The organism is Streptomyces sp. NPDC003691, from assembly GCF_053981115.1.
Map to the genome: position 1 here is coordinate 73,843 of NZ_JBSFNQ010000021.1, position 21,741 is coordinate 95,583.

At 71.7% G+C, this 21,741-nt stretch carries 20 protein-coding genes and 5 tRNA genes; 11 read left to right on the forward strand and 14 right to left on the reverse strand.

Features of this window, described 5'->3' with window-relative positions; all coding sequences use genetic code 11:
• Window positions 1-35: 35 nt before the first annotated feature.
• Together cofC and ACWDR0_RS13360 are read left to right on the forward strand one after the other, a co-directional pair.
• Window positions 36-728 carry a 2-phospho-L-lactate guanylyltransferase gene (gene cofC / locus ACWDR0_RS13355; RefSeq protein WP_456351780.1) on the forward strand — a complete coding sequence of 231 codons (693 nt, stop codon included), beginning with the start codon at window positions 36-38 and terminating at the stop codon, window positions 726-728.
• A gap of 9 nt (window positions 729-737) precedes the next feature.
• Window positions 738-941, forward strand: a complete 204-nt coding sequence (locus ACWDR0_RS13360) for a hypothetical protein (RefSeq protein ID WP_456351781.1) — start codon at window positions 738-740, stop codon at window positions 939-941.
• A gap of 229 nt (window positions 942-1,170) precedes the next feature.
• Here ACWDR0_RS13360 and ACWDR0_RS13365 read toward each other — a convergent pair whose 3' ends face one another.
• The 4 genes from ACWDR0_RS13365 to leuC form a co-directional block, all read right to left on the reverse strand.
• Window positions 1,171-1,821, reverse strand: a complete 651-nt coding sequence (locus tag ACWDR0_RS13365) for an HU family DNA-binding protein (protein WP_456351782.1) — start codon at window positions 1,819-1,821, stop codon at window positions 1,171-1,173.
• Between the two features lie 164 nt (window positions 1,822-1,985).
• Entirely contained in the window at window positions 1,986-2,213 is a 228-nt protein-coding gene (locus tag ACWDR0_RS13370; protein WP_456351783.1) for an SCO5555 family protein, read from the reverse strand.
• Window positions 2,214-2,327: 114 nt separating this feature from the next.
• On the reverse strand, window positions 2,328-2,921 hold the full coding sequence (leuD, locus tag ACWDR0_RS13375) for a 3-isopropylmalate dehydratase small subunit (protein WP_456351784.1): 594 nt from the start codon (window positions 2,919-2,921) through the stop codon (window positions 2,328-2,330).
• A gap of 5 nt (window positions 2,922-2,926) precedes the next feature.
• Window positions 2,927-4,360, reverse strand: coding sequence for a 3-isopropylmalate dehydratase large subunit (gene leuC, locus ACWDR0_RS13380; protein WP_456351785.1), 1,434 nt, complete (start codon window positions 4,358-4,360; stop codon window positions 2,927-2,929).
• Between the two features lie 143 nt (window positions 4,361-4,503).
• On the opposite strand from leuC, the gene ndgR reads away from it, so the two are divergent.
• On the forward strand, window positions 4,504-5,220 hold the full coding sequence (gene ndgR, locus ACWDR0_RS13385; RefSeq protein WP_456351786.1) for an IclR family transcriptional regulator NdgR: 717 nt from the start codon (window positions 4,504-4,506) through the stop codon (window positions 5,218-5,220).
• Between the two features lie 261 nt (window positions 5,221-5,481).
• Here ndgR and ACWDR0_RS13390 read toward each other — a convergent pair.
• The 9 genes from ACWDR0_RS13390 to ACWDR0_RS13430 all read right to left on the reverse strand — a co-directional run bounded on the left by ACWDR0_RS13390 (window position 5,482) and on the right by ACWDR0_RS13430 (window position 9,444).
• Window positions 5,482-5,554: transfer RNA gene (locus ACWDR0_RS13390), tRNA-Glu, on the reverse strand.
• Window positions 5,555-5,578: 24 nt separating this feature from the next.
• Window positions 5,579-5,650: transfer RNA gene (locus ACWDR0_RS13395), tRNA-Gln, on the reverse strand.
• Window positions 5,651-5,666: 16 nt separating this feature from the next.
• Window positions 5,667-5,739: transfer RNA gene (locus tag ACWDR0_RS13400), tRNA-Glu, on the reverse strand.
• A gap of 63 nt (window positions 5,740-5,802) precedes the next feature.
• A tRNA-Glu gene (locus ACWDR0_RS13405) sits at window positions 5,803-5,875 on the reverse strand.
• A gap of 21 nt (window positions 5,876-5,896) precedes the next feature.
• Window positions 5,897-5,968, reverse strand: a tRNA-Gln gene (locus ACWDR0_RS13410).
• An 88-nt stretch (window positions 5,969-6,056) separates the two neighbouring features.
• Window positions 6,057-6,773: an HAD family hydrolase gene (locus ACWDR0_RS13415; protein WP_456351787.1), complete on the reverse strand. Its 717-nt coding sequence runs from the start codon at window positions 6,771-6,773 to the stop codon at window positions 6,057-6,059.
• Between the two features lie 29 nt (window positions 6,774-6,802).
• A complete protein-coding gene (gene gltX, locus ACWDR0_RS13420; protein WP_456351788.1) occupies window positions 6,803-8,290 on the reverse strand; it encodes a glutamate--tRNA ligase in 1,488 nt (495 codons plus the stop codon).
• On the reverse strand, window positions 8,283-9,068 hold the full coding sequence (locus ACWDR0_RS13425; protein WP_456351789.1) for a fumarylacetoacetate hydrolase family protein: 786 nt from the start codon (window positions 9,066-9,068) through the stop codon (window positions 8,283-8,285). The genes gltX and ACWDR0_RS13425 overlap by 8 nt, the downstream gene beginning before the upstream one ends.
• A 202-nt stretch (window positions 9,069-9,270) precedes the next feature.
• Window positions 9,271-9,444 (reverse strand): hypothetical protein, encoded by a 174-nt coding sequence (locus ACWDR0_RS13430; protein ID WP_456351790.1) that lies wholly within the window; start codon window positions 9,442-9,444, stop codon window positions 9,271-9,273.
• 622 nt (window positions 9,445-10,066) lie between these two features.
• Between ACWDR0_RS13430 and ACWDR0_RS13435 the strand changes: the two genes are divergently transcribed.
• The 8 genes from ACWDR0_RS13435 (at window position 10,067) to ACWDR0_RS13470 (ending at window position 21,186) form a co-directional block, all read left to right on the forward strand.
• The gene (locus ACWDR0_RS13435) at window positions 10,067-13,990 is read left to right on the forward strand and encodes a nitrate- and nitrite sensing domain-containing protein (RefSeq protein WP_456351791.1); all 3,924 of its coding nucleotides are present in this window, start codon (window positions 10,067-10,069) and stop codon (window positions 13,988-13,990) included.
• Between the two features lie 9 nt (window positions 13,991-13,999).
• A complete protein-coding gene (locus ACWDR0_RS13440) occupies window positions 14,000-14,413 on the forward strand; it encodes a roadblock/LC7 domain-containing protein (protein ID WP_146484572.1) in 414 nt (137 codons plus the stop codon).
• A 121-nt stretch (window positions 14,414-14,534) separates the two neighbouring features.
• Window positions 14,535-14,936: a DUF742 domain-containing protein gene (locus ACWDR0_RS13445; RefSeq protein WP_456351792.1), complete on the forward strand. Its 402-nt coding sequence runs from the start codon at window positions 14,535-14,537 to the stop codon at window positions 14,934-14,936.
• Entirely contained in the window at window positions 14,917-15,501 is a 585-nt protein-coding gene (locus ACWDR0_RS13450; protein ID WP_456351793.1) for a GTP-binding protein, read from the forward strand. The genes ACWDR0_RS13445 and ACWDR0_RS13450 overlap by 20 nt, the downstream gene beginning before the upstream one ends.
• Window positions 15,502-15,835: 334 nt before the next feature.
• A complete protein-coding gene (locus ACWDR0_RS13455) occupies window positions 15,836-19,282 on the forward strand; it encodes a nitrate- and nitrite sensing domain-containing protein (RefSeq protein ID WP_456351794.1) in 3,447 nt (1,148 codons plus the stop codon).
• Window positions 19,283-19,292: 10 nt separating this feature from the next.
• Window positions 19,293-19,706 (forward strand): roadblock/LC7 domain-containing protein, encoded by a 414-nt coding sequence (locus ACWDR0_RS13460; RefSeq protein WP_006346354.1) that lies wholly within the window; start codon window positions 19,293-19,295, stop codon window positions 19,704-19,706.
• Window positions 19,707-19,820: 114 nt separating this feature from the next.
• Window positions 19,821-20,624, forward strand: coding sequence for a DUF742 domain-containing protein (locus ACWDR0_RS13465; RefSeq protein WP_456351795.1), 804 nt, complete (start codon window positions 19,821-19,823; stop codon window positions 20,622-20,624).
• Window positions 20,605-21,186 (forward strand): GTP-binding protein, encoded by a 582-nt coding sequence (locus ACWDR0_RS13470; protein WP_456351796.1) that lies wholly within the window; start codon window positions 20,605-20,607, stop codon window positions 21,184-21,186. Before ACWDR0_RS13465 ends, ACWDR0_RS13470 begins: the two co-directional genes overlap by 20 nt.
• A 190-nt stretch (window positions 21,187-21,376) precedes the next feature.
• Here the strand turns inward: ACWDR0_RS13470 and ACWDR0_RS13475 are convergent, their stop codons facing one another.
• Complete coding sequence (locus ACWDR0_RS13475) at window positions 21,377-21,595, reverse strand: acyl-CoA carboxylase epsilon subunit (RefSeq protein WP_456351797.1); 219 nt, start codon at window positions 21,593-21,595, stop codon at window positions 21,377-21,379.
• Window positions 21,596-21,741 lie beyond the last annotated feature (146 nt).

Genomic DNA, 21,741 nt, shown 5'->3' on the forward strand with positions numbered 1-21,741 from the left:
GGGGAACCCCCGCCGTGCGCCGGGGCCGGGCGACAATGGGGTCCGGCACACACGGACGGAGAGCCGCCCTGGACAGCGATGCACGGGCCCACTGGTCCCTGGTGATTCCCCTCAAACCCCTTGCCGTGGCCAAGAGCCGTCTGGCCGGCGCCGTCGCCCCGGCGGACCGGCCGGGGCTGGTGCTCGCCTTCGCGCAGGACACGGTGGCCGCGGCGCTCGGCTGTCCGGCCGTCCGGGATGTGGCCGTTGTCACGGATGATCCGGTGGCCGCGGAGCGGCTGGCGGCGCTGGGGGCCCGGATCCTGCCCGATCCGCCGGGCTCGGGGCTCAATGCGGCGCTGGCGCACGGGGCGCATGCGGTGCGGCTGCGGCGCCCGGACGCGGCGGTGGCCACGCTGAACGCGGATCTGCCGGCGCTGCGGTCCGGGGAGCTGGCCCGGGTGCTGGAGCGGGCGGGGCGTTTTCCCCGGTCGTTCCTGGCGGACGCGGCGGGTATCGGGACGACGCTGCTGGCAGCCGCACCGGGGGCGGGGCTGCGGCCCGCGTTCGGGGGTGCTTCGCGCCGCCGCCATACGGCGTCGGGGGCGGTGGAGCTGCGTCCCGCCGAGGTGGATTCGGTCCGCCGGGACGTCGATACGCCCGCCGATCTGACCGCCGCGCTGCGGCTGGGCGTCGGGCCGCACACCGCGGCCGGGCTGGTCAGGGCCCGGCATCCGGTGGAGCGTTAGGCTGCGGGTATGCAGGCGACCTCGTACACGTACGACCCCGAGACCCGCCGCGGCAGTGTGCTGCTGGACGACGGCACGCCCGTGGAGTTCGGCACAGCGGCCTTCGACGCGGGCGGGCTGCGGCTGCTGCGGCCCGGACAGCGGGTCCGGATCGAGACCGAGGGCAGCGGTGACACGCTGCGGATCACCCTGGTGACGCTGCAGACCTTCTGACCTCTGCTCTTCCCGCCCCTGCGGCCTTCCTGCCCTGCCGTCCCGCCGCCCGGCGACGCCCTTCTCCGGTCCGCCGACCGGGGCCGTGCGCGCGGCCTGGGCGGGAACGCCCGTACGGGGGACACCGGACACGCCGCGGGCCGGGCTCCCCCGGAGGAGCCCGGCCCGGCGCGTGAGTGGCCCTTGCGGCGGGTGCCGCTTACCGGTGGCGGCCTGCGGCCGCCCGGTCCTACCGCTTGCGGGCGGTGGTCTTCTTCGCGGCGGTGGTGCGCGCCGTCGCCTTCTTGGCCGGAGCCTTCTTGGCGGTCGCCTTCTTCGCCGGAGCGGTCTTCTTGGCGGTCGCCTTCTTGGCGGGGGCGGCCTTCTTCGCCGTGGTCTTCTTCGCGGCGGCCTTCTTGGTGGTGGTCGCCTTCTTGGCCGCGGTCTTCTTCACCGCCGCCTTCTTGGCGGGTGCCGCCTTCTTCGCCACGGTCTTCTTCGCGGCGGCCTTCTTGGCGGTGGCCTTCTTGGCCGCGGCCTTGGCCGTGGTCCGGGTGGAAGCACCGCCCGAGAGGCTGCCCTTGGGGGCCTTCTTGACGGAGACCTCGCCGCCGCGCGGCAGCTTCTTCGCCCCGCTGACCAGGTCCTTGAAGCCCTGGCCCGCGCGGAAGCGCGGAACGGAGGTCTTCTTGACCCGGACCCGCTCACCCGTCTGGGGGTTACGGGCGTAGCGGGCCGGGCGTTCGACCTTCTCGAACGAGCCGAAGCCGGTGACCGAGACCCGGTCTCCGCCGACGACCGCGCGGACGATCGCGTCAAGCACCGCGTCGACCGCGTCGGCGGCCTGCTGTCGGCCGCCGAGCTTGTCGGCAATCGCTTCTACGAGCTGCGCCTTGTTCACGTCTTCCCCTTCGGAGACATTGCCGGACCGAATCTGTCCAGGCTTTTTCGCACGTTAGGCAGATATATACCGCAAATCAAACACGAAACGGGCTAATCACCCTAGTGCCGCAATGAAGTCGACCGCTCTTGTCGCAGCATGCCGCTCCTTCGCAAGCCGGGATGTCAGTCGCCGCCGGGGATTCGACCCTCGTCGATGTCCCGCATCAAGCGGTCCAGACGCCGTGCCGCGTCCGGGAGATCGTGCTTCGCCGCGGCCGTGATGACCAGCAGCTTCCGGGAGAGCGCGGTCCTTGCGCCCTCCGGGACTTGCAGTCCGCGCACTACGGTGTGCGCTTCCTTCAATCGGGCCGCGACCACCCCGTACAGCTCGAGTTGATTGTCGCGTTCCATGCACCGATTGTGCCATCTGGGGCGAGTTGTCGCCCGGCGGGCCCTCAACAGACGACTGCGCCCCCCACCGGACGGTGGGGGGCGCAGTAGAGAATAACCGCTGATCAGACCCGATCAGACCTGAACAGTGCTGGGTTTGAAGGCGGGCCTGGAGCCCTCGTAGGAGGCAATGTCCGCTTCGTTCTGAAGGGTGAGGCTGATGTCGTCCAGCCCGTTCAGCAGCCGCCAGCGGGCGTTCTCGTCCAGCTCGAACGGAGCGGTCAGCCCGGCGGCCCGGACCTCCCGCGCCTCCAGGTCGACGGTGACCTCGGCGGCCGGGTCGTCCTCCGTCAGCTTCCAGAGCGCGTCCACGGTCTCCTGCGGCAGCACCACGGTCAGCAGACCGTTCTTCAGCGAGTTCCCGCGGAAGATATCGGCGAAGCGGGCCGAGATCACGGCCTTGAAGCCGTAGTTCTGGAGCGCCCAGACGGCGTGCTCACGGGACGAGCCGGTACCGAAGTCGGGGCCCGCGACCAGCACGGACGCGCCCTGGCGCTCGGGACGGTTGAGAACGAACTCGGAGTCCTTGCGCCAGGCCTCGAAGAGCCCGTCCTCGAAGCCGTCGCGGGTGACCTTCTTCAGCCAGTGGGCCGGGATGATCTGGTCGGTGTCGACATTGCTGCGGCGCAGCGGGACGGCCCGGCCGGTGTGGGTGGTGAAAGCTTCCATGGTGATCAGACTCCAGCGGGCGTACGGGCGGCGTCGGCTTCGGACAGGTCGGCCGGGGAGGCCAGCGTGCCGATGACGGCGGTGGCGGCGGCGACCTGCGGCGAGACCAGATGGGTGCGGCCGCCCTTGCCCTGCCTGCCCTCGAAGTTACGGTTGGAGGTGGACGCGGAACGCTCGCCCGGCGCCAGTTGGTCGGGGTTCATGCCCAGACACATGGAGCAGCCCGCGTGCCGCCATTCGGCGCCCGCCGCGGTGAAGACCTTGTCCAGGCCCTCCTCGACGGCCTGCAGGGCGACCCGGACCGAGCCGGGGACGACCAGCATCCGGATCCCGTCGGCGATCTTCCGGCCGTCCAGTACGGCGGCGGCGGAGCGCAGGTCCTCGATCCGGCCGTTGGTGCAGGAGCCCACGAACACGGTGTCGACCCGGATGTCGCGCAGCGCCTGTCCGGCGTTCAACCCCATGTACTCCAGTGCCTTCTCGGCGGCGAGCCGCTCCGAAGCGTCCTCGTACGAAGCGGGGTCGGGGACCGTGGCGGAGAGCGGGGCGCCCTGGCCGGGGTTGGTGCCCCAGGTGACGAACGGGGACAGTGCGGCGGCGTCGATGACCACCTCGGCGTCGAAGACCGCGTCGTCGTCGGTGCGCAGGGTCTTCCAGTAGGCGACGGCCTCGTCCCAGTCTGCTCCCACGGGGGCGTGCGGACGGCCCTGCAGATAGTCGAAGGTGGTCTCGTCGGGGGCGATCATGCCGGCCCGGGCGCCCGCCTCGATCGACATGTTGCAGATGGTCATCCGGGCTTCCATCGAGAGCTTCTCGATGGCGGAGCCGCGGTACTCCAGGACATAGCCCTGGCCGCCGCCGGTGCCGATCTTCGCGATGATCGCCAGGATCAGGTCCTTGGCGGTGACGCCGTCGGGCAGCTCGCCCTCGACGGTGATCGCCATGGTCTTCGGGCGGGCCAGCGGCAGGGTCTGGGTGGCCAGCACATGCTCCACCTGGGAGGTGCCGATACCGAAGGCCAGCGCGCCGAAGGCACCGTGGGTGGAGGTGTGCGAGTCGCCGCAGACCACCGTGGTGCCGGGCTGGGTCAGTCCGAGCTGCGGTCCCACCACGTGGACGACGCCCTGCTCGACGTCGCCGAGCGGGTGGAGCCGTACTCCGAACTCGGCGCAGTTGCGGCGCAGCGTCTCCAGCTGGGCGCGGGAGACCGGGTCGGCGATCGGCTTGTCGATGTCGAGGGTGGGGGTGTTGTGGTCCTCGGTGGCGATGGTGAGGTCCAGCCGGCGCACGGTACGGCCGCTCATCCGGAGCCCGTCGAAGGCCTGGGGGCTGGTCACCTCGTGCAGGAGGTGCAAATCAATGTAGAGCAGGTCGGGCTCACCCTCGGCGCGCCGGACGACATGATCGTCCCAGACCTTCTCCGCCAGTGTCCTACCCATCGCTTTACCTCCGCCCGGCCACGGTGCCGGCCTTCCTGGATATCGGCTGCGGACCCGGTGTCGCCCGGCCCGCCCCTACAGACTGGCGGGTTCTCCGGAAATTTGAACTTGCGTTTCACAGTGTGAGACGCGAATATCGTTTCATGGACAACTCTAGCGGCGTCGGCGTTCTCGACAAGGCGGCTCTGGTTCTCAGCGCACTGGAGTCCGGTCCGGCCACCCTCGCCGGGCTGGTCGCGGCCACCGGGCTGGCCCGGCCCACGGCTCACCGGCTGGCCGTGGCACTGGAACACCACCGGATGGTGGCGAGGGACATGCAGGGCCGGTTCATCCTCGGCCCGCGGCTGGCCGAGCTGGCCGCCGCGGCGGGCGAGGACCGGCTGCTGGCGACGGCGGGGCCGGTGCTGACGCATCTGCGGGACATCACCGGCGAGAGCGCCCAGCTCTACCGGCGCCAGGGCGATATGCGGATCTGTGTGGCGGCCGCGGAGCGGCTGTCCGGACTGCGGGACACCGTCCCGGTCGGCTCCACGCTCACCATGAAGGCCGGTTCGTCGGCACAGATCCTGATGGCCTGGGAGGAGCCGGAGCGGCTGCACCGCGGCCTCCAGGGCGCCCGTTTCACGGCGACCGCCCTCTCCGGCGTACGGCGCCGCGGCTGGGCCCAGTCGATCGGCGAGCGGGAGCCGGGCGTCGCCTCGGTCTCCGCGCCCGTCCGCGGCCCGTCGAACCGCGTGGTCGCGGCCGTCTCGGTCTCCGGCCCCATCGAGCGGCTGACCCGGCACCCGGGGCGGATGCACGCCCAGGCCGTGATCGACGCGGCGGGCCGGCTGAGCGAGGCGCTGCGCCGCGGCAACTGAGCCCGCCGGACCTCTCCCCCCGATTCCCCCTGCTCCTGTCCCTGCCCGTACCGCTGCCGAAGCAGCCCCGGCTCCCCGCCCCGCACCCGGTCGCCCGCCGTCGCGATCCGGTGGCCCGGGCGGGGAGTTCGCCGTTTCCGAGCCGGGAGCCGGGGAGGGGAGCCGGGCCCGGAGCCGGGGCGGGGCGGGAGGGCCGGACGGGGTACGGAAGCGGAAAAGGAGCAGGCCCTCCGCGCTGACGCGGAGGGCCTGCTCCTTCTGTACCCCCGACCGGATTCGAACCGGCGCTACCGCCTTGAGAGGGCGGCGTGCTAGGCCGCTACACAACGGGGGCAAATCTGAGGTCCACGGGACCGTGCTGGGCTACCAGGACTCGAACCTAGACTAAATGAACCAGAATCACTCGTGCTGCCAATTACACCATAGCCCATGGTGGTTTAGACCAGTACCCCCGACCGGATTCGAACCGGCGCTACCGCCTTGAGAGGGCGGCGTGCTAGGCCGCTACACAACGGGGGCCCTAGCGATCCTGCATCGTGCGCACCGGGAGCTACCCGATGATGCGTACGCGGGAAGGATCTGTACCCCCGACCGGATTCGAACCGGCGCTACTGCCTTGAGAGGGCAGCGTGCTAGGCCGCTACACAACGGGGGCTTTGCAGATAAGCTCTGCGAGCTGGCCTACCAGGACTCGAACCTAGACTAACTGAACCAGAATCAGTCGTGCTGCCAATTACACCATAGGCCACCGGAGCGCAACCCCCCATGAGGAGGTCTGCTCGGCTTGCGCCGCTCTGCCGGACCTTTCGGCCCTCTCGGGCGGCGCAGGAAGAACATTACCCGAAGGTGGACGGCGCTCCAAAACGGGTATCCCCCGCCAACAGGCCGGGCAGCTGGCCGAGACCGGTGATCCGGATCAGGTCGGGCCGCCCGCCCCGGCCGGTGCGGTCCAGCCAGATCCCCCGCAGCCCGGCCTCGGCGGCCCCGCGGGCGTCGATATCGGGTTCGTCCCCCACGTACGCCACCTCCTCCGGCGCCAGGCCCACGGCCTCGCAGGCGGCGTGGAAGGCCGCCGCCGCGGGTTTGGCGGTGCCCAGGTCGGCCGCGCACACCATGGCCTCGAAGCGGTGCCGTACCCCCAGGGTCCGCAGCTTGTGCTCCTGGACGCCGGAGGCGGAGTTCGACAGCAGCGCGTGCCGGTAGCCGGCCAGGCCGTCCAGGGCGGGCACGGTGTCCGGGAAGAGCGACCAGGCGGCCTCGAAGTGGACGAGGTACCGGCCGAACCAGGCGTCGGCCTCGGCGTCGTCCAGCCGCTGCCCCGTGAAGGTGCGGACCCGGTCCCGGCGCTGCCCCGGGAAGTCGACCTCGCCCGCCGAGAAGCGCGCCCAGTGGTGGGCCGTGACCCGCTGCCAACGACGGAGGGCCTGTTCGGCGGAGGTGTCTCCGCCGAACAGGCCCTCGGCCCGCAGATGCTCGCGCATTCCGGCGATATCGGCGCCCCGGTAGTCGAAGATCGTGTCGTCGATGTCCCAGAGGACCGCGCGAATCGTCATGGCCGCAGCGTATGCGGCGGCCGGCCGGGCTACTCGGCGGGCTGCGCCGCCAGCCTGGCCAGCGCCGCGTCGATCCGGGCCAGGGTGCGCCCGGCGCCCAGGATCTGGAGCGACTCGAAGAGCGGCAGGCCGACCGTGCGGCCGGTGACCGCGACCCGGACCGGGGCCTGGGCCTTGCCGAGCTTCAGCCCGTGGGCCTCCCCGGCGGCCAGGACGGCCTCCTTGAGCGCGTCGGGGCTGCTCCAGTCGGCCGCGGCGAGCTTCTCGCGCGCGGTGACCAGCAGCTCGGCCGCGCCGGGCTTCATCGCCTTGGCCCAGGAGGGCTCGTCGTCGACGGGCTCCGCACGGAACAGGAAGTCGACGTTGGCGGTGATGTCCGAGAGGACGGTGAGCCGGGTCTGGGCGTACGGGGCGATCGCCTCCCAGGCCGCGCGGTCGAATCCGGCGGGCTCCCAGGTGGCGTACGGGGCGGCCAGCCAGGGCTCGCAGGCGTCGGCGAAGGCCTTCACGTCCAGCCTGCGGATGTGGTCGGCGTTGATCGCCTCGGCCTTCTTGAGGTCGAAGCGGGCCGGGTTGGCGTTGACGTCCGCGATGTCGAACTTCTCCACCAGCTCGGCCACCGAGAACACGTCCTGGTCGGCGGAGAAGGACCAGCCGAGCAGCGAGAGGTAGTTCAGCAGGCCCTCGGGGAGGAAACCGCGCTCGCGGTAGAGGTTGAGGGAGGACTGCGGGTCGCGCTTGGAGAGCTTCTTGTTGCCCTCGCCCATCACGTACGGCAGATGCCCGAAGGCCGGGATCTCCTTGGCGACGCCCAGCTCGATCAGCGCCTTGTAGAGCGCGATCTGCCGGGGGGTGGAGGAGAGCAGGTCCTCGCCGCGCAGGACGTGGGTGATCTCCATCAGGGCGTCGTCGACCGGGTTGACCAGGGTGTACAGCGGGGCGCCGTTGGCCCGGACGATCCCGTAGTCGGGGACGTTCTCCGGGGTGAAGGTCAGTTCGCCGCGGACCAGGTCGGTGAAGGTGATCGCCTCGTCGGGCATCCGGAAGCGGACGATGGCCGGGCGGCCCTCGGCCTCGTAGGCGGCCTTCTGCTCGTCGGTCAGCTCGCGGCAGTGGCCGTCGTAGCCGGAGGGGCGGCCCTCGGCCCGGGCGGCCTCGCGGCGGGCGTCCAGCTCCTCGGTGGTGCAGTAGCAGTGGTAGGCGTGGCCGGCGGCGAGCAGCTTGCCGGCGACGTCCGCGTACAGGTCCATCCGCTGGGACTGGCGGTACGGCGCGTGGGGGCCGCCGACCTCGGGGCCCTCGTCCCAGTCGAGGCCGAGCCAGCGGAGCGAGTCGAGGAGCTGCCGGTACGACTCCTCCGAGTCCCGGGCCGCGTCGGTGTCCTCGATACGGAAGACCATGGTGCCGCCGTGGTGGCGGGCGAAGGCCCAGTTGAAGAGGGCGGTGCGGACCAGGCCCACATGGGGGTTGCCGGTCGGCGAGGGACAGAAACGTACGCGGACGTTCGCGTTAGCCACGCTTGATCACCTTGTTGGTGAGAGTGCCGATGCCTTGGATGGTGACGGCGACCTCGTCGCCGACGTTGAGCGGTCCGACTCCGGCCGGGGTGCCCGTGAGGATCACATCGCCGGGGAGCAGTGTCATCGCCTCGGAGACATTGACGATCAGGTCCTCGACCGGGTGGATCATGTCCCGGGTGGAGCCGAGCTGGCGCTGTTCGCCGTTGACCGTGCACTGGAGGGTGAGATCGCCGGCGGCCGCCGGGTCGATGTCCGTCTCCACCCAGGGGCCGAGCGGACAGGCGCCGTCGAAGCCCTTGGCCCGGGCCCACTGCTTCTCGCGGAGCTGGACGTCACGCGCGGTGATGTCGTTGGCGCAGGTGAAGCCGAGGACGACGTCCTTGACCCGGTCGCGCGGCACGTCCCGGCACATCCGGCCGATCACCACGGCCAGCTCGGCCTCGTAGTGCACCTCCTGCGAGAAGGAGGGGTAGGGGATCGCGTCGCCCGGCCCGATCACGGAGGTGGAGGGCTTGATGAAGGCGAAGGGCTCGGCGGGGGGCTCGTGGCCCAGCTCCGCCGCGTGCGCGGCGTAGTTGCGCCCGAAGGCCACCACCTTGCTGGGGAGCACCGGGGGCAGCAGCCGGACCTTGTCCAGGGGCACCTTGGTGCCGGACAGCTCGAAGTCCGCGAAGGGGACACCCTTGATGATGTCCAGGACGAGTCCGTCAGGGGCCTCGCCCTCGACCGCGCCGAAGGCCACATGGCCGTCGATGGAGAACCTGGCGATGCGCACGGGATTCCGCTGCCCCTCTGTTGCTGGTGACGCTGCTGGAGTCGGACGCTCCAGGCTAACGCGGCGGCGGTCTCCGCCGCCCCGGCGCACGGCCGGGCCCCGGGGCCGCCGGGACGGCCGCCGGGGCCCGGGACGGGGTGCGGCGGGCGGCGGGCCCGCGGGAGGCGCGCTCCGGGCCGGCGGGCGGCCCGGAGAGGCGGCTTCAGGAGGCCGGGGCCACCATGAGGACCGTACGGCGGGGGTTGGCCGTGCTCGTCGGCAGGGCCGGGGAGTACTCCTGCCGCTCCGGGGCCGTCAGCTCGCCGGCGTCCTTGAGATGCATCAGGGTGGTGCGGCGGGGGTTCGCTATCGTGCGGAGCAGCGTGGTCGTCTTCATCGGCTGTCTTCAGACCCATCGGCGTAGGGCCGCTCGCGGGCGGCGCTGTACATCAGAGGCGTTCTTGCCCAACGCGACAGGTTAAACATCCGATTCCCGGCAAAGTCGTGGAGGACATGTGTGGCTGGTGTGAGTTTCCTCACCAACCCCCAGCCAAACGCGCTGTTTTTGGACATTACATACCGTCAAATTCAACCAGCGAAACGGACATTGCCTACCTGAAGCGGCGATTCCGCTCCCGATCGCAACGACCTGGGCATGCGCCACTCCCCCCTCACCCCCCGGTAACTCATCCGAGAAAGTCCGATTCATACCGTAAGTCTTTCAACGGTTCGTGACTCGGTACTCACACGGTGTCACCCAGGTCACAGCACGGTACGCGGCCCTTGTTGGAGATCCGGCACTGTGCTGGAATTCCACGCACCGCCGCAGACGGAGTCCGGCGCGCAACGGGCGCAAGCAGCGCCTGGCGGCGGCGGGAAAGGGGGAGAGCGCCGGTTATCCACACCACCAGAGGCGCGGCTCCGTGCCTCGCCGGACGCCGACACCGTTCCGTCGTAGTACAGCCGTCGTAGTACAGCCGTAGTGCAGCGGAACGCCTGGTTCAGAGGTTGCGACGCTAGTGCAGGGACGTTTCAAGAGGGACCCCCGGGGCCGAGGGGAAGCCGCGGCGGGACAAGAGCCGCGCGCGGGGGCCGACCACGGCGCCTCGCCCCAGCACATCCAGCACGCCCAGAATCCTGCCCAGGGCCCGGCGGCATCCGGCGGCGACCGGACTCCCGGCCGCCCCGGCGCACGGCCCGGCGCCCCGTCCGGCCCCGGCGGCTCCCCCGCCCAGGGCGGCCGGCCCGGCCCCCAGGGCCCCGGCGGTCCGTCCGGTCCTCCGGGCGGTCCCGGCGCCCAGGGCCCCGCGGGCGGCGGTCCCTCCGCGGGCCCCGGCCAGACCCCCGGTGACGGCGAGGGCGACGGCTCCCCGGCCCCCGTGGACACCGGCTCCCGGCTGGCCCTGCGCAACTGGCGCATCAGCACCCGGCTGGTCTCGCTGCTGACCCTTCCCGTGGTCGCCGCGACCGCGCTCGGTGGTCTCCGGATCAACGAGTCGCTGGACCGCATGGAGCAGCTGGAGCACATGCAGCTGCTCACCGACATGTCCCAGGAGGCGACCAAGCTCGCCGTCGCGCTCCAGTACGAGCGGGACACCACGGCGGGTCCGCTGGCGAACAACCCCCAGGCCTCGGACTACAAGATCACCGAGCCGCGCGCGGCCACCGACCGTGCGCACAAGGCCTTCATCGCCGCCGCCAAGGGCATCAACATCGTCGACGGCGACGACACGATCAACTCGTTCCGGACCACGCTGGGACAGATCTACGAGCAGCTCAACGGGCTGGGCGGGATCCGGGACAGCGCCTACTCGACGGCGAAGTCCCACGCGCTGACGGTCGAGGCCTACCACGGGCTGGTCAACTCGCTGCTCAGCCTCTCCGAGGACCTGGCGCAGGCGACCAACAACCAGGACATGATCAAGCGCGCCCGCGCGCTCTCCGCGTTCGCCTCCGCCAAGGAGTACGCCTCCATCCAGCAGGCGATCATCGCCGCGGCCCTGCCGGGCGGCGCCGGCAAGGCGGGCACCGGTCTCTCCGAGCCCGACCGGCTCTACGGCAACGCGGCCCTCCAGGGCATGGACAACTCCCTGGAGACGTTCAAGAACGCCTACGAGTCCCTCGGCGGCAACGCCAACGAGCTGCTCCGCCCGCTCGACGCCGGGCACGCGGACATCGCGGCCGTCTCCGAACTCTCCGCCCGGGCCTTCGAGCGGGCCAACGAGCTGGAGCGCCTGTCCAAGCAGTCGCACCTGGACTGGACCGACGCCTACAGCGCCCGGATCGACGCCATGAAGCTGATCGAGGCATCGCTCCTCGACAGCCTGGAGGCCAAGGCCCGCGAGCTGCGCGAGGAGTCGCGGCAGGACGCCATCATCAACGGTGTGCTGATCGCGCTGGTCATCGGCGTCTCGCTGATCGGCGCCTTCATCGTGGCGCGCTCCATGATCCGTTCGCTGCGCCGCCTCCAGGACACCGCCACCAAGGTCGCCCAGGACCGGCTGCCCGAGCTGGTCAAGCAGCTCTCCGAGTCGGACCCGGAGGACGTCGACACCTCCGTCGAGTCGGTCGGCGTGCACTCCCGGGACGAGATCGGCAAGGTGGCCGCGGCCTTCGACGAGGTGCACCGCGAGGCGGTCCGGCTCGCCGCCGAGCAGGCCCTCCTCCGGGGCAACGTCAACGCGATGTTCACCAACCTCTCGCGCCGCTCCCAGGGTCTTATCCAGCGCCAGCTGTCGCTCATCTCCGAGCTGGAGTCCCGCGAGGCCGACCCCGACCAGCTGTCGTCCCTCTTCAAGCTGGACCACCTCGCGACCCGTATGCGCCGGAACGGCGAAAACCTCCTCGTCCTCGCGGGCGAGGAGCCCGGCCGCCGCTGGACCCGCCCGGTCCCGCTGGTCGACGTCCTCCGCGCCGCCGCCTCCGAGGTGGAGCAGTACGAGCGGATCGAGCTGGCCGCGGTCCCGGCGACCGAGGTCGCCGGCCGGGTCGTCAACGACCTCGTGCACCTGCTCGCCGAGCTGCTGGAGAACGCCACCTCGTTCTCCTCCCCCCAGACGAAGGTCCGGGTCACCGGTCACGCCCTGCCGGACGGCCGGGTGCTGGTCGAGATCCACGACACCGGTATCGGCCTCTCCCCCGAGGACCTGGCGGCGATCAACGAGCGGCTGGCCTCGCCGCCGACCGTGGACGTCTCCGTCTCCCGCCGCATGGGCCTGTTCGTGGTCGGCCGCCTGTCCCTGCGGCACGGCATCCGGATCCAGCTCCGCCCCTCCGACTCCGGTGGTACGACCGCGCTGGTCATGCTCCCCGTCGACGTCGCCCAGGGCGGGCGCAAGCCCCAGGCCGCGCCGGGCGTGCCGCCCGGTGCCCAGGGCCGTACGCCCCCGCCCGGCGGCGGTGCCCCTCTCGGCTCGGGTCCGGGTGCCGGTCCCGGTGCCGCGAACGGCGGCCGCCCCGGCGGCCAGGGTGCCCCGGCCGGCGGACCGCTCGGCGCGGGCGCGCCCCGCGGCCAGGTCGGCGCGGGCGCAGGTGCGGCGGGTTCCCGTGCGGCCCTGCCGTCCCGGGACGGCGGCCCCTCCGGCGGCCGTCCGCAGGGCGGCGGCGGTCTCGCCGGTGCCTTCGGCAACCGCGGCGCCCAGCGCGGCGGCGGTGCCCCGGCCCCCGGCGACACCGCGGCGCTGCCGCAGCTCGGCGCCGACGGCCACCCGGTGCGCAACGAGCTCCAGGACCCGTCCCGCGGCCGTCCCCCGGCGCCGAGCTGGGGTGCCGAGCAGCGTCCCGGCCCGAACGGTGCGCCGGGCGGCCAGGACTTCCCGCCCGGCCGCGGTGCCGACCCGGTGCGCGGTCACGACGACCGGGGCCCGGGCCAGGCGCCCGTCACCTCCGAGTTCCAGCGCCCCGACTACGGCACTCCGCCGCCCGGCCGGCCGGACTCCGCGGGGCTCGCCCCGCGCGGCTTCGAGCCCCCGGCCGGACCGCACCAGCAGCAGCCGGGCGCCCAGGGCCCGTACGTCCGCGACGATGTCTTCGGGCCGCCCGCACCGGGTGCCGGGCCGGGTCTGCCGGCCCGTCCCGCCCCGGAGCAGGACCGGTTCGCGCCGCCGCGGGACACCGCGCCCGCCGAGCCCCGGTTCGGCGACCCGGCCGCCGGGCAGTTCGCCCGCCCGCACACGGGCGCGCCGCAGCCGCCCGCGCCGGGCCGGGCGCCCGCGCCCCACGGCTACGAGGAGCAGCACCCCGGAGCCCGCAACGCCCTGCCGCCGCAGCCGCGCCACGAGGCGCTGCCCCCGGCGCCCGGTGACGGCGGGACCCCGCTCTACGACACGCTGGAGACGGACTGGTTCCGCGGCCAGAGCCGGGGCGGGCGGCCCGAGGCGGCCCCGGAGCAGCACCGCAACAACGCGGTGCCTCCGGCCCAGCAGGACCATCTGACCCAGCAGACCCAGCCGATCCCGCAGCTCGGCCAGGGTGGTCAGACCGGCCGGCCCGACCCGTACGGCCAGGGCAACCGCCCGGGGCAGCCGGGACAGACCGGCCAGTTCGAGCGGATCGGTCAGCCCGGCGCCGCGGCGCCGGTGCCCCGGCGCGAGCCCGCGCCGCAGGTTCCGCAGGCCCCGGCCGGCGGTCCCGAGGCACCGGCCGACGGCGGCTGGCGGACCTCCCCGAACGACGAGCTGGTGCGCCAGGCCGAGCGGGTCAGGAAGCCCGCATCGGGTGGTGTCACCACGTCCGGTCTGCCCCGCCGTGTCCCGCGCGCCAATCTGGTCGCGGGTACGGCACAGCAGAACGGCAGCCAGGGCGGTCCTTCCGTCTCGCGCGCACCGGACGACGTCCGCGGCCGGCTCACCAATCTCCGGCGCGGCATCCAGCAGGGGCGCGAGCAGAACGGCTCGTCGACCGGCAGCTTCGATCTCGGCCCCACACACCAGCAGGAGCGTTAGTTGAGCCCGATGAGCCAGGCGGCGCAGAATCTGAACTGGTTGATCACGAACTTCGTGGACAACACCCCCGGGGTGTCCCACACGGTGGTGGTCTCCGCCGACGGTCTTCTGCTTGCCATGTCCGAAGGATTTCCGCGGGACCGTGCCGATCAGCTGGCGGCGGTCGCGTCCGGACTGACCTCGCTGACCGCGGGTGCCTCCCGCATCTTCGAGGGCGGCACGGTCAGCCAGACGGTCGTCGAGATGGAGCGGGGTTTCCTCTTCCTGATGTCCGTCTCCGACGGTTCGTCGCTGGCGGTCCTGGCGCACCCCGAGTGCGATATCGGTCTGGTCGGCTACGAGATGGCCCTGCTGGTGGACCGGGCGGGCAATGTGCTCACCCCGGACCTCCGGGCAGAGCTTCAGGGAAGCCTCTTGCACTGATCGCCAGTACGGTTTCCCGGCCCGCGCCATCGCGCCCGTCAGACCCTCGCCCCGGTCGCCCCGCCCCCACCGGCCGCACCGACGGCACGCCATCCACTTGCTGTCCCGCCCGGAGGACTAGATGACCCCGCCACCCGCCTCTCACGATCCGTACGGTGTCCAAACCGACTACGGAGTGGAGGGCGACCAGCCACTGGTCCGCCCGTACGCCATGACGGGCGGCCGGACCCGGCCGCGCTACCAGCTCGCCATCGAGGCGCTGGTCAGCACCACCGCCGATCCCGCGCTGCTGGGCGGGCTGCTCCCGGAGCACCAGCGGATCTGCCATCTGTGCCGTGAGGTGAAGTCGGTCGCGGAGGTCTCGGCGCTGCTTTCCATGCCGCTGGGGGTGGCCCGGATCCTCGTGGCCGACCTGGCGGAGGCCGGCATGGTGGCGATCCACCAGCCGGGCAACGGCGACGCCGGCGGTACGCCGGACGTGACACTGCTCGAAAGGGTGCTCAGTGGACTTCGCAAGCTCTAGCGGCGGTACGGCTCCGAGATCGACCACCAGCGCGAAGATCGTGGTGGCGGGTGGTTTCGGCGTGGGCAAGACCACGTTCGTCGGCGCCGTCTCGGAGATCAACCCGCTGCGTACCGAAGCCGTCATGACCAGCGCCTCCGCGGGCATTGACGACCTCACCCACACCGGGGACAAGACGACCACCACGGTCGCCATGGACTTCGGCCGCATCACCCTGGACCAGGACCTGATCCTCTACCTGTTCGGCACCCCCGGACAGGACCGCTTCTGGTTCATGTGGGACGACCTGGTCCGCGGCGCCATCGGCGCCGTCGTCCTCGTCGACACCCGGCGCCTCGCCGACTGCTTCCCCGCGGTCGACTACTTCGAGAACAGCGGCCTCCCCTTCGTCATCGCCCTCAACGGCTTCGACGGACACCAGCCGTACACTCCCGAGGAAGTCCGCGAAGCGCTCCAGATCGGACCGGACGCCCCGATCATCACCACCGACGCGCGGCACCGGGGCGATGCGAAGAGCGCGCTCATCACGCTTGTCGAGCACGCTCTCATGGCACGGCTCAAGTAGACGCCCGAATACGGTAGTTGTCGTAACCAAGCAGGTGCGGACTGTGTCCTTTGACACGGTCCGCCCGCATGTTCATAACGTTTCGACATGGAAATGGTGTCCTGTGGACACCCGATGCGGTCACCCGGTGCCCCTGCGCTCACGAAACCCATATCTTTTGAAGGGGCTCGCTCTTTATGCCCGTTTTATCGCGCGTCATGGCGACTCGGAATGGCTGATTCCAACTGTTTGGAACGTACCCGGTCCGCATGCTGAAATTCGACGAACTTCCGAGTAGTACGGCTCAGAACGAAACACGGCACACCGGTGCCGGCGCCGAGAGGTTGTTGGTCGAGTGAGGCGAAGCAGCACAGGCTCCGCGGAGCAGCAGGCGCGGGGCAATTTCACCCCGCCGTCGCGTGCGGCGGTGTCGTCCGGCGAGGAGCCGGAGCCCGCTCCCTCCGCCCCCGCACCCGCCGAGGGCGGTGGCACCGGCCGGTTCTCCCCGAAGAACTGGTCCGTGCCGACCCGGCTGAACGCGATCCTGCTGCTGCCTGTACTCGTCGGCCTCTTCATGGGCGGCTTCCAGGTGAGCGGGTCGATCGACACCTGGGACGAAGCCAAGGACGCCGAGAAGACGGCGAAGATCGTGCGGGCCGCGTCCGAGTACGGCGCGGCCCTCCTCAACGAGCGGGACCTGACCGCCGAGCCGCTGCTGAAATCTGCGACGCCCACCGAGGCCGTGGAGAAGGTGCGCGCCGCCACGGACGCGGCGAAGGCGAAGTTCGACCGCATCACCAAGGACATCCCCGAGGGCCACGGTCTGGAGCGCCGCCTGGAGATATTCCGCGGCGAGGAGAAGAACCTCCCGGAGCTCCGGGCGAGCGCCTACCGGCCCGCCAACGACCCGGTCGGCACCGAGCAGGGCTATGTCCAGGTCCAGCACTCGCTGATGGCGTTCGCCAACGAGCTGGGGCTGGGCACCGGCAATGTCACCAGCTACGGCCGGACCGTGTACGCGGTCCAGCTCGCGAAGGCCGCGGAGTCCCTCCAGCGGTCCATCGGTATTCATCTGCTGGTGCGCCCGAACAGCCGGGAGTCCGTCCGGGACAAGCAGATCACGGCGTTCAACTCGTACAACTACCTGGAACAGATCGCGATAGCGGAGTTCCAGTCGGGCGGTACGGAAGCGGACGCCGCGCTGCTGAAGGGCGAGATGCGCCGGGCGGCCGAGGAGGGCGCCAAGCGGCTCCTGGAGGCGGGTGCCACCCCGTCCGCCGGACCGGACGGCACCGCCTTCAGCGGGATGGCCCAGCGGATCGGCAGCGGTACCTCGCCGAGGAACCTGGCGGCGGCGGGGATCACCCCGCAGAGCTGGACGGCGGTCTCCACCGCCAAGTTCAACGGCTATCTCCAGGTCGAGACCGAGCTGGTGGACCGCGCGGTGGCCGAGGCCTCGTCGATCTCCGCCGACGCCCGCCGGGACGCGTTCGTCAACGGCGCGATCGTCGTGGTCGCCCTGCTGGTCTCCTTCGTGCTGGCCGGGGCCGTGGCCCGGCAGATGAGCCGCTCGATGCGGGAGCTGCGCTCCGCGGCCTTCGCGATCGCCGAGCAGCGGCTGCCGCTCCTGGTCGACCAGCTGTCGCGGACCGAGCCCGGCCGGGTCGACACCCGGGTGGAGCCGATTCCGATCGACACCCGCGACGAGATCGGCGAGGTCGCCCGCGCCTTCGACCAGATCCACCGCGAGGCGGTCCGGCTCGCCGCGGAGCAGGCCATGCTCCGGGGCAACGTCAACGCGATCTTCACCAATCTCTCCCGCCGCAACCAGTCGCTCATCGAGGGCCAGCTCACCCTGATCACCGAGCTGGAGAACAACGAGGCCGACCCGGAGCAGCTGGACAACCTGTTCCGGCTGGACCACCTCGCGACCCGGATGCGCCGCAACGGCGAGAACCTCCTCGTCCTGGCGGGCGAGGAGCCGGGCCGCCGCTGGAACCAGCCGGTGCCGCTGGTCGACGTGCTGCGGGCGGCTTCGTCCGAGGTGGAGTCGTACGAGCGGATCGAGCTGTCCGGGATCCCGGAGACGGACATCCACGGCCAGTCGGTGACCGACCTCGTCCATCTGCTGGCGGAGCTGCTGGAGAACGCCACCACCTTCTCCTCCCCGCAGACCAAGGTGCGGGTCACCGCGACCCGGCTGCCCGACAGCCGGATCATGATCGAGATCCATGACAAGGGCATCGGGCTGACCGCGGAGGACTTCGCGGACATCAACCACAAGCTGGCGAACCCGCCGACCGTGGATGCCGCGGTCTCCCAGCGCATGGGTCTGTTCGTGGTCGGCCGGCTGGCGGACCGGCACGGTATCCGGGTCCAGCTCCGCCCCTCGGGCGAGCAGGCGGGCACCACCTCCCTGGTGATGCTCCCGGACGCGATCACCCACGGCGGCGGCGGCGAGCCGGCGCCCGAGAGCGACTTCACGGTCTCCCAGATCATCCCCGAGCAGCAGCCTCAGCAGCCGCAGCAGCACGGCGGGGTCCGGGGTCAGGTCCCGGCGGCGCCGGTGCGGACCGCCGCGGAGCTCGGCTTCGACGACTCGCGTTACGAGCAGCAGTCCGGCGGCCAGGGGGTCGACCCGGTGGGCCGGTCGCTGGCCCGCGGCGGACGGCGCGCGGCGCTGTCGGCACCGGCCGGACAGCAGCAGCCCGGCCGGCCGGCGGAGGGCTACCCGCCCGCCGGGCAGCAGCAGCCGTACGACGGCTACGGGCAGAACGCCTTCCCGGGCCAGGCGCAGACGCCGGGCACCGGGGCCTTCCCGGCGGCCGGTGCCGCGGACCCGTACCCGGGACAGGGCCCGGACGGCGCGTTCCCGGCGCCGGGCGCGGACGGCGGACCGGCTCCGTACGCCACCGGCGGGCAGACATACGAGGCCTATCCGGCGGACGGGTACTCCGGCGGCGGGCCGCAGACGCAGCCCATGCCGGTGTACCAGGAGCCCGCCGACCCGGCCGCGTTCCCCGTACCCGGAACGTCCCCGGAGGCTCCGGAGTCCCTTGGGGCGCACGGGTCGCAGCACCCCGCGGGCGGCTATCCGGAATCCGGCTTCCCGGATTCGGCGGCGGCCGGCCAGCCGTATGGAAACGACTGGAACGCCCAGCCCCACCAGGACGACTGGCCGGAACCGAACGCTCTTTCCGGCGGGTACGAACAGGAGTACCGCGGGGAATCGGAATCCGGCCACGGCACCCCCACCACGGGCGCGGAGCGCGTAGGCTTCGAGCGTCCGGGACCTTCCCCGAGCAGCGGTCACGAGCTGACCGACGCCGGTCTGCCCCGCCGCGGCGCGCTGCGCCCGCGGTCCGAGCAGGACGCGCAGCGGCCCGAGCAGCAGTGGCAGCAGTCCGGGGAGCAGGTCCCGCAGGCGCCGCAGGGCGCCCGGCCCGAGGCGGTCACCGACAGCGGCAACGGCGCCGCGGACGGCGGTGCGCAGGACTGGCGTTCGGCCAACGACGAGCGCTGGCAGCGGGCGGAGAAGCTGCGGGATCCGAAGGCGGGCGGGGTCACCTCGTCCGGGCTCCCGCGCCGGGTGCCCAAGGCCAACCTCATCGAGGGCACCGCGGAGGAGACGCCGCAGCACGGGCTTCCGCAGATCTCGCGCGCCCCGGAGGACGTTCGTGGCAGGCTGAGCAATCTGCGCCGCGGAGTCCAGCGGGGGCGCAGCGCGGGAACGGACACGAACGGACCGGCCACCTACGATCACCAGGGTGGTCCGGGCAGTACCTACAACCAGGAGCGTTAGTGTGAGCCCGATGAGCCAGGCGGCGCAGAATCTGAACTGGTTGATCACCAACTTCGTGGACAACACCCCCGGGGTGTCCCACACGGTGGTGGTCTCCGCCGACGGACTCCTGCTGGCGATGTCCGACGGCTTCCCGCGGGACCGTGCCGATCAGCTCGCCGCGGTCGCGTCCGGACTGACCTCGCTGACCGCGGGTGCCTCCCGCATCTTCGAGGGCGGTGCCGTCAACCAGACGGTCGTCGAGATGGAGCGGGGTTTCCTCTTCATCATGTCCATCTCCGACGGTTCCTCGCTGGCCGTGCTGGCCCACCCGGAGGCCGATATCGGCCTGGTGGGCTACGAGATGGCCCTGCTGGTGGACCGGGCGGGCAATGTGCTCACCCCCGACCTGCGGGCGGAACTCCAGGGCAGTCTGCTCAACTGACCGGTCAACCGACCGGCGGACAGGGCCCCTTGTGCCACCGCACCGTTAGGGTGCGGTGGCAGTGGCGGCTCCACAGGGACAGCGACCGGCACACGCGCAGTCGGAGGAGGACACGTGGCAACACCACAGGGCGGACGCCCTTATGACGGCGGTGCACAGCAGCCGGACGGCGAGCACTCCCACCACGGCTACCCCTTTCCCCCCGCGCCGGGCAGACCGGACGGACGCCCTTCGTGGTCCGCGCCGGAGCCCCCGTCGCCGCAGTACCGGCAGCCGTACGAACCCCCGTACGGACAGCAGTACGAGCAGCAGTACGATCCCGGGTACGGTGCACAACAGGCCGGTGATCCCGGGCCGTTCGAACCGCAGCAACCGCACCAGGCGCACGACCAGAACCATCAGCACCAACAGCACCAACAGCACCAACAGCACGATCCGTACGACCCGCACGGCGGTTACGGTCCGCCGGGTCAGCGGCCGGGTGTCCCCGGTCCGGCCCAGCAGCCCGGCCAGCCGCGGCCCTACCAGCAGCGGCCCGGCCGCCGCCGGCCGGAGCCCGCGGCCGGGCAGGGCGGGCCCAGTCCGCTGGTGCGGCCGTACGCCATGACGGGCGGCCGGACCCGGCCGCGCTACCAGCTCGCCATCGAGGCACTGGTCAGTACGGTGGCGGATCCGTCGAAGCTCCAGGGCCAACTCCCCGAGCACCAGCGGATCTGCCGGTTGTGCTTCGAGATCAAGTCGGTCGCCGAGATCTCGGCACTGCTCTCCATTCCCCTCGGCGTTGCCCGGATCCTCGTCGCCGACCTGGCAGAGGCCGGACTCGTCGCCATCCACCAGCCCGGCGGGGACGACACCGCCGGCGGTCAGCCAGACGTGACACTGCTCGAAAGGGTGCTCAGTGGACTTCGCAAGCTCTAGCGGCGGCGCGCCTCGCTCAACCACCAGCGCGAAGATCGTGGTGGCGGGTGGTTTCGGCGTGGGTAAGACCACGTTCGTCGGCGCCGTCTCGGAGATCAACCCGCTGCGTACCGAAGCCGTCATGACCAGCGCCTCCGCCGGTATCGACGACCTCACCCACACCGGGGACAAGACGACCACCACGGTCGCCATGGACTTCGGCCGCATCACCCTGGACCAGGACCTGATCCTCTACCTGTTCGGCACCCCCGGACAGGACCGCTTCTGGTTCATGTGGGACGACCTGGTCCGCGGCGCCATCGGCGCCGTCGTCCTCGTCGACACCCGCCGCCTCGCCGACTGCTTCCCCGCCGTCGACTACTTCGAGAACAGCGGCCTCCCCTTCGTCATCGCCCTCAACGGCTTCGACGGACACCAGCCGTACAACCCCGAAGAAGTCCGCGAAGCCCTCCAGATCGGACCGGACACTCCGATCATCACCACCGACGCCCGCCATCGCGCCGACGCGAAGAGCGCCCTCATCACCCTCGTCGAGCACGCCCTCATGGCACGGCTGCGGTAGCGAACCGGTTCACCCCGGTCCCCCAGACCACCGGACGTACGTCACGGCCCCCGTATCCCCCTCCAGGAGGGGTACGGGGGCGTTGTGCGTCCCAGGGGGCCGTATACGGCCGTACGGGCACGGGAAACGCCCCGGCCCCCGGAGTGATCCGGGGGCCGGGGCGTTCGCTGTGGCTGTGCCGCGGGTGCGGTCAGCCCTGCCAGCTGTGGGAGACCTGGAAGGCCCGCTGCCGCTCGGGGCGGCTCCAGGGCGCGGCGGTACGGCCGTGGGCGCCCTCCGCGGCCTGCGGGGCGGCGGCGGCGCGGGCCAGCAGCACCGCGGTGATCGCGGCCAGCTCCTCGGGCTCGCAGGTGCCCTTCTCCACGCGCAGGAGGGACGGGTCCGTGGCTCGGACGGCCTGGGTACTCATCGTGTGTGCTCCGATTTCGCGGGTGGTGTGGGGGTACGTGCGTATGGTGCCGCTACTGCGGCGGGTTGCCGTGCTTGCGGGACGGCAGGTCGGCGTGCTTGGTGCGGAGCATCGCCAGGGAGGCGGCGAGGACGGCGCGGGTCTCG

Excerpts from the sequence above, each read along its gene's own strand:
- ACWDR0_RS13430 (WP_456351790.1), bottom strand. The coding sequence starts at position 9,444 with ATGAAGACGACCACGCTGCTCCGCACGATAGCGAACCCCCGCCGCACC.
- ACWDR0_RS13415 (WP_456351787.1), bottom strand. The coding sequence starts at position 6,773 with ATGACGATTCGCGCGGTCCTCTGGGACATCGACGACACGATCTTCGAC.
- leuD (WP_456351784.1), bottom strand. The coding sequence starts at position 2,921 with ATGGAAGCTTTCACCACCCACACCGGCCGGGCCGTCCCGCTGCGCCGC.
- cofC (WP_456351780.1), top strand. The coding sequence starts at position 36 with ATGGGGTCCGGCACACACGGACGGAGAGCCGCCCTGGACAGCGATGCA.
- leuC (WP_456351785.1), bottom strand. The coding sequence starts at position 4,360 with ATGGGTAGGACACTGGCGGAGAAGGTCTGGGACGATCATGTCGTCCGG.
- ndgR (WP_456351786.1), top strand. The coding sequence starts at position 4,504 with ATGGACAACTCTAGCGGCGTCGGCGTTCTCGACAAGGCGGCTCTGGTT.
- ACWDR0_RS13460 (WP_006346354.1), top strand. The coding sequence starts at position 19,293 with ATGAGCCAGGCGGCGCAGAATCTGAACTGGTTGATCACCAACTTCGTG.
- ACWDR0_RS13440 (WP_146484572.1), top strand. The coding sequence starts at position 14,000 with ATGAGCCAGGCGGCGCAGAATCTGAACTGGTTGATCACGAACTTCGTG.
- ACWDR0_RS13475 (WP_456351797.1), bottom strand. The coding sequence starts at position 21,595 with ATGAGTACCCAGGCCGTCCGAGCCACGGACCCGTCCCTCCTGCGCGTG.
- ACWDR0_RS13370 (WP_456351783.1), bottom strand. The coding sequence starts at position 2,213 with ATGGAACGCGACAATCAACTCGAGCTGTACGGGGTGGTCGCGGCCCGA.
- ACWDR0_RS13445 (WP_456351792.1), top strand. The coding sequence starts at position 14,535 with ATGACCCCGCCACCCGCCTCTCACGATCCGTACGGTGTCCAAACCGAC.
- ACWDR0_RS13360 (WP_456351781.1), top strand. The coding sequence starts at position 738 with ATGCAGGCGACCTCGTACACGTACGACCCCGAGACCCGCCGCGGCAGT.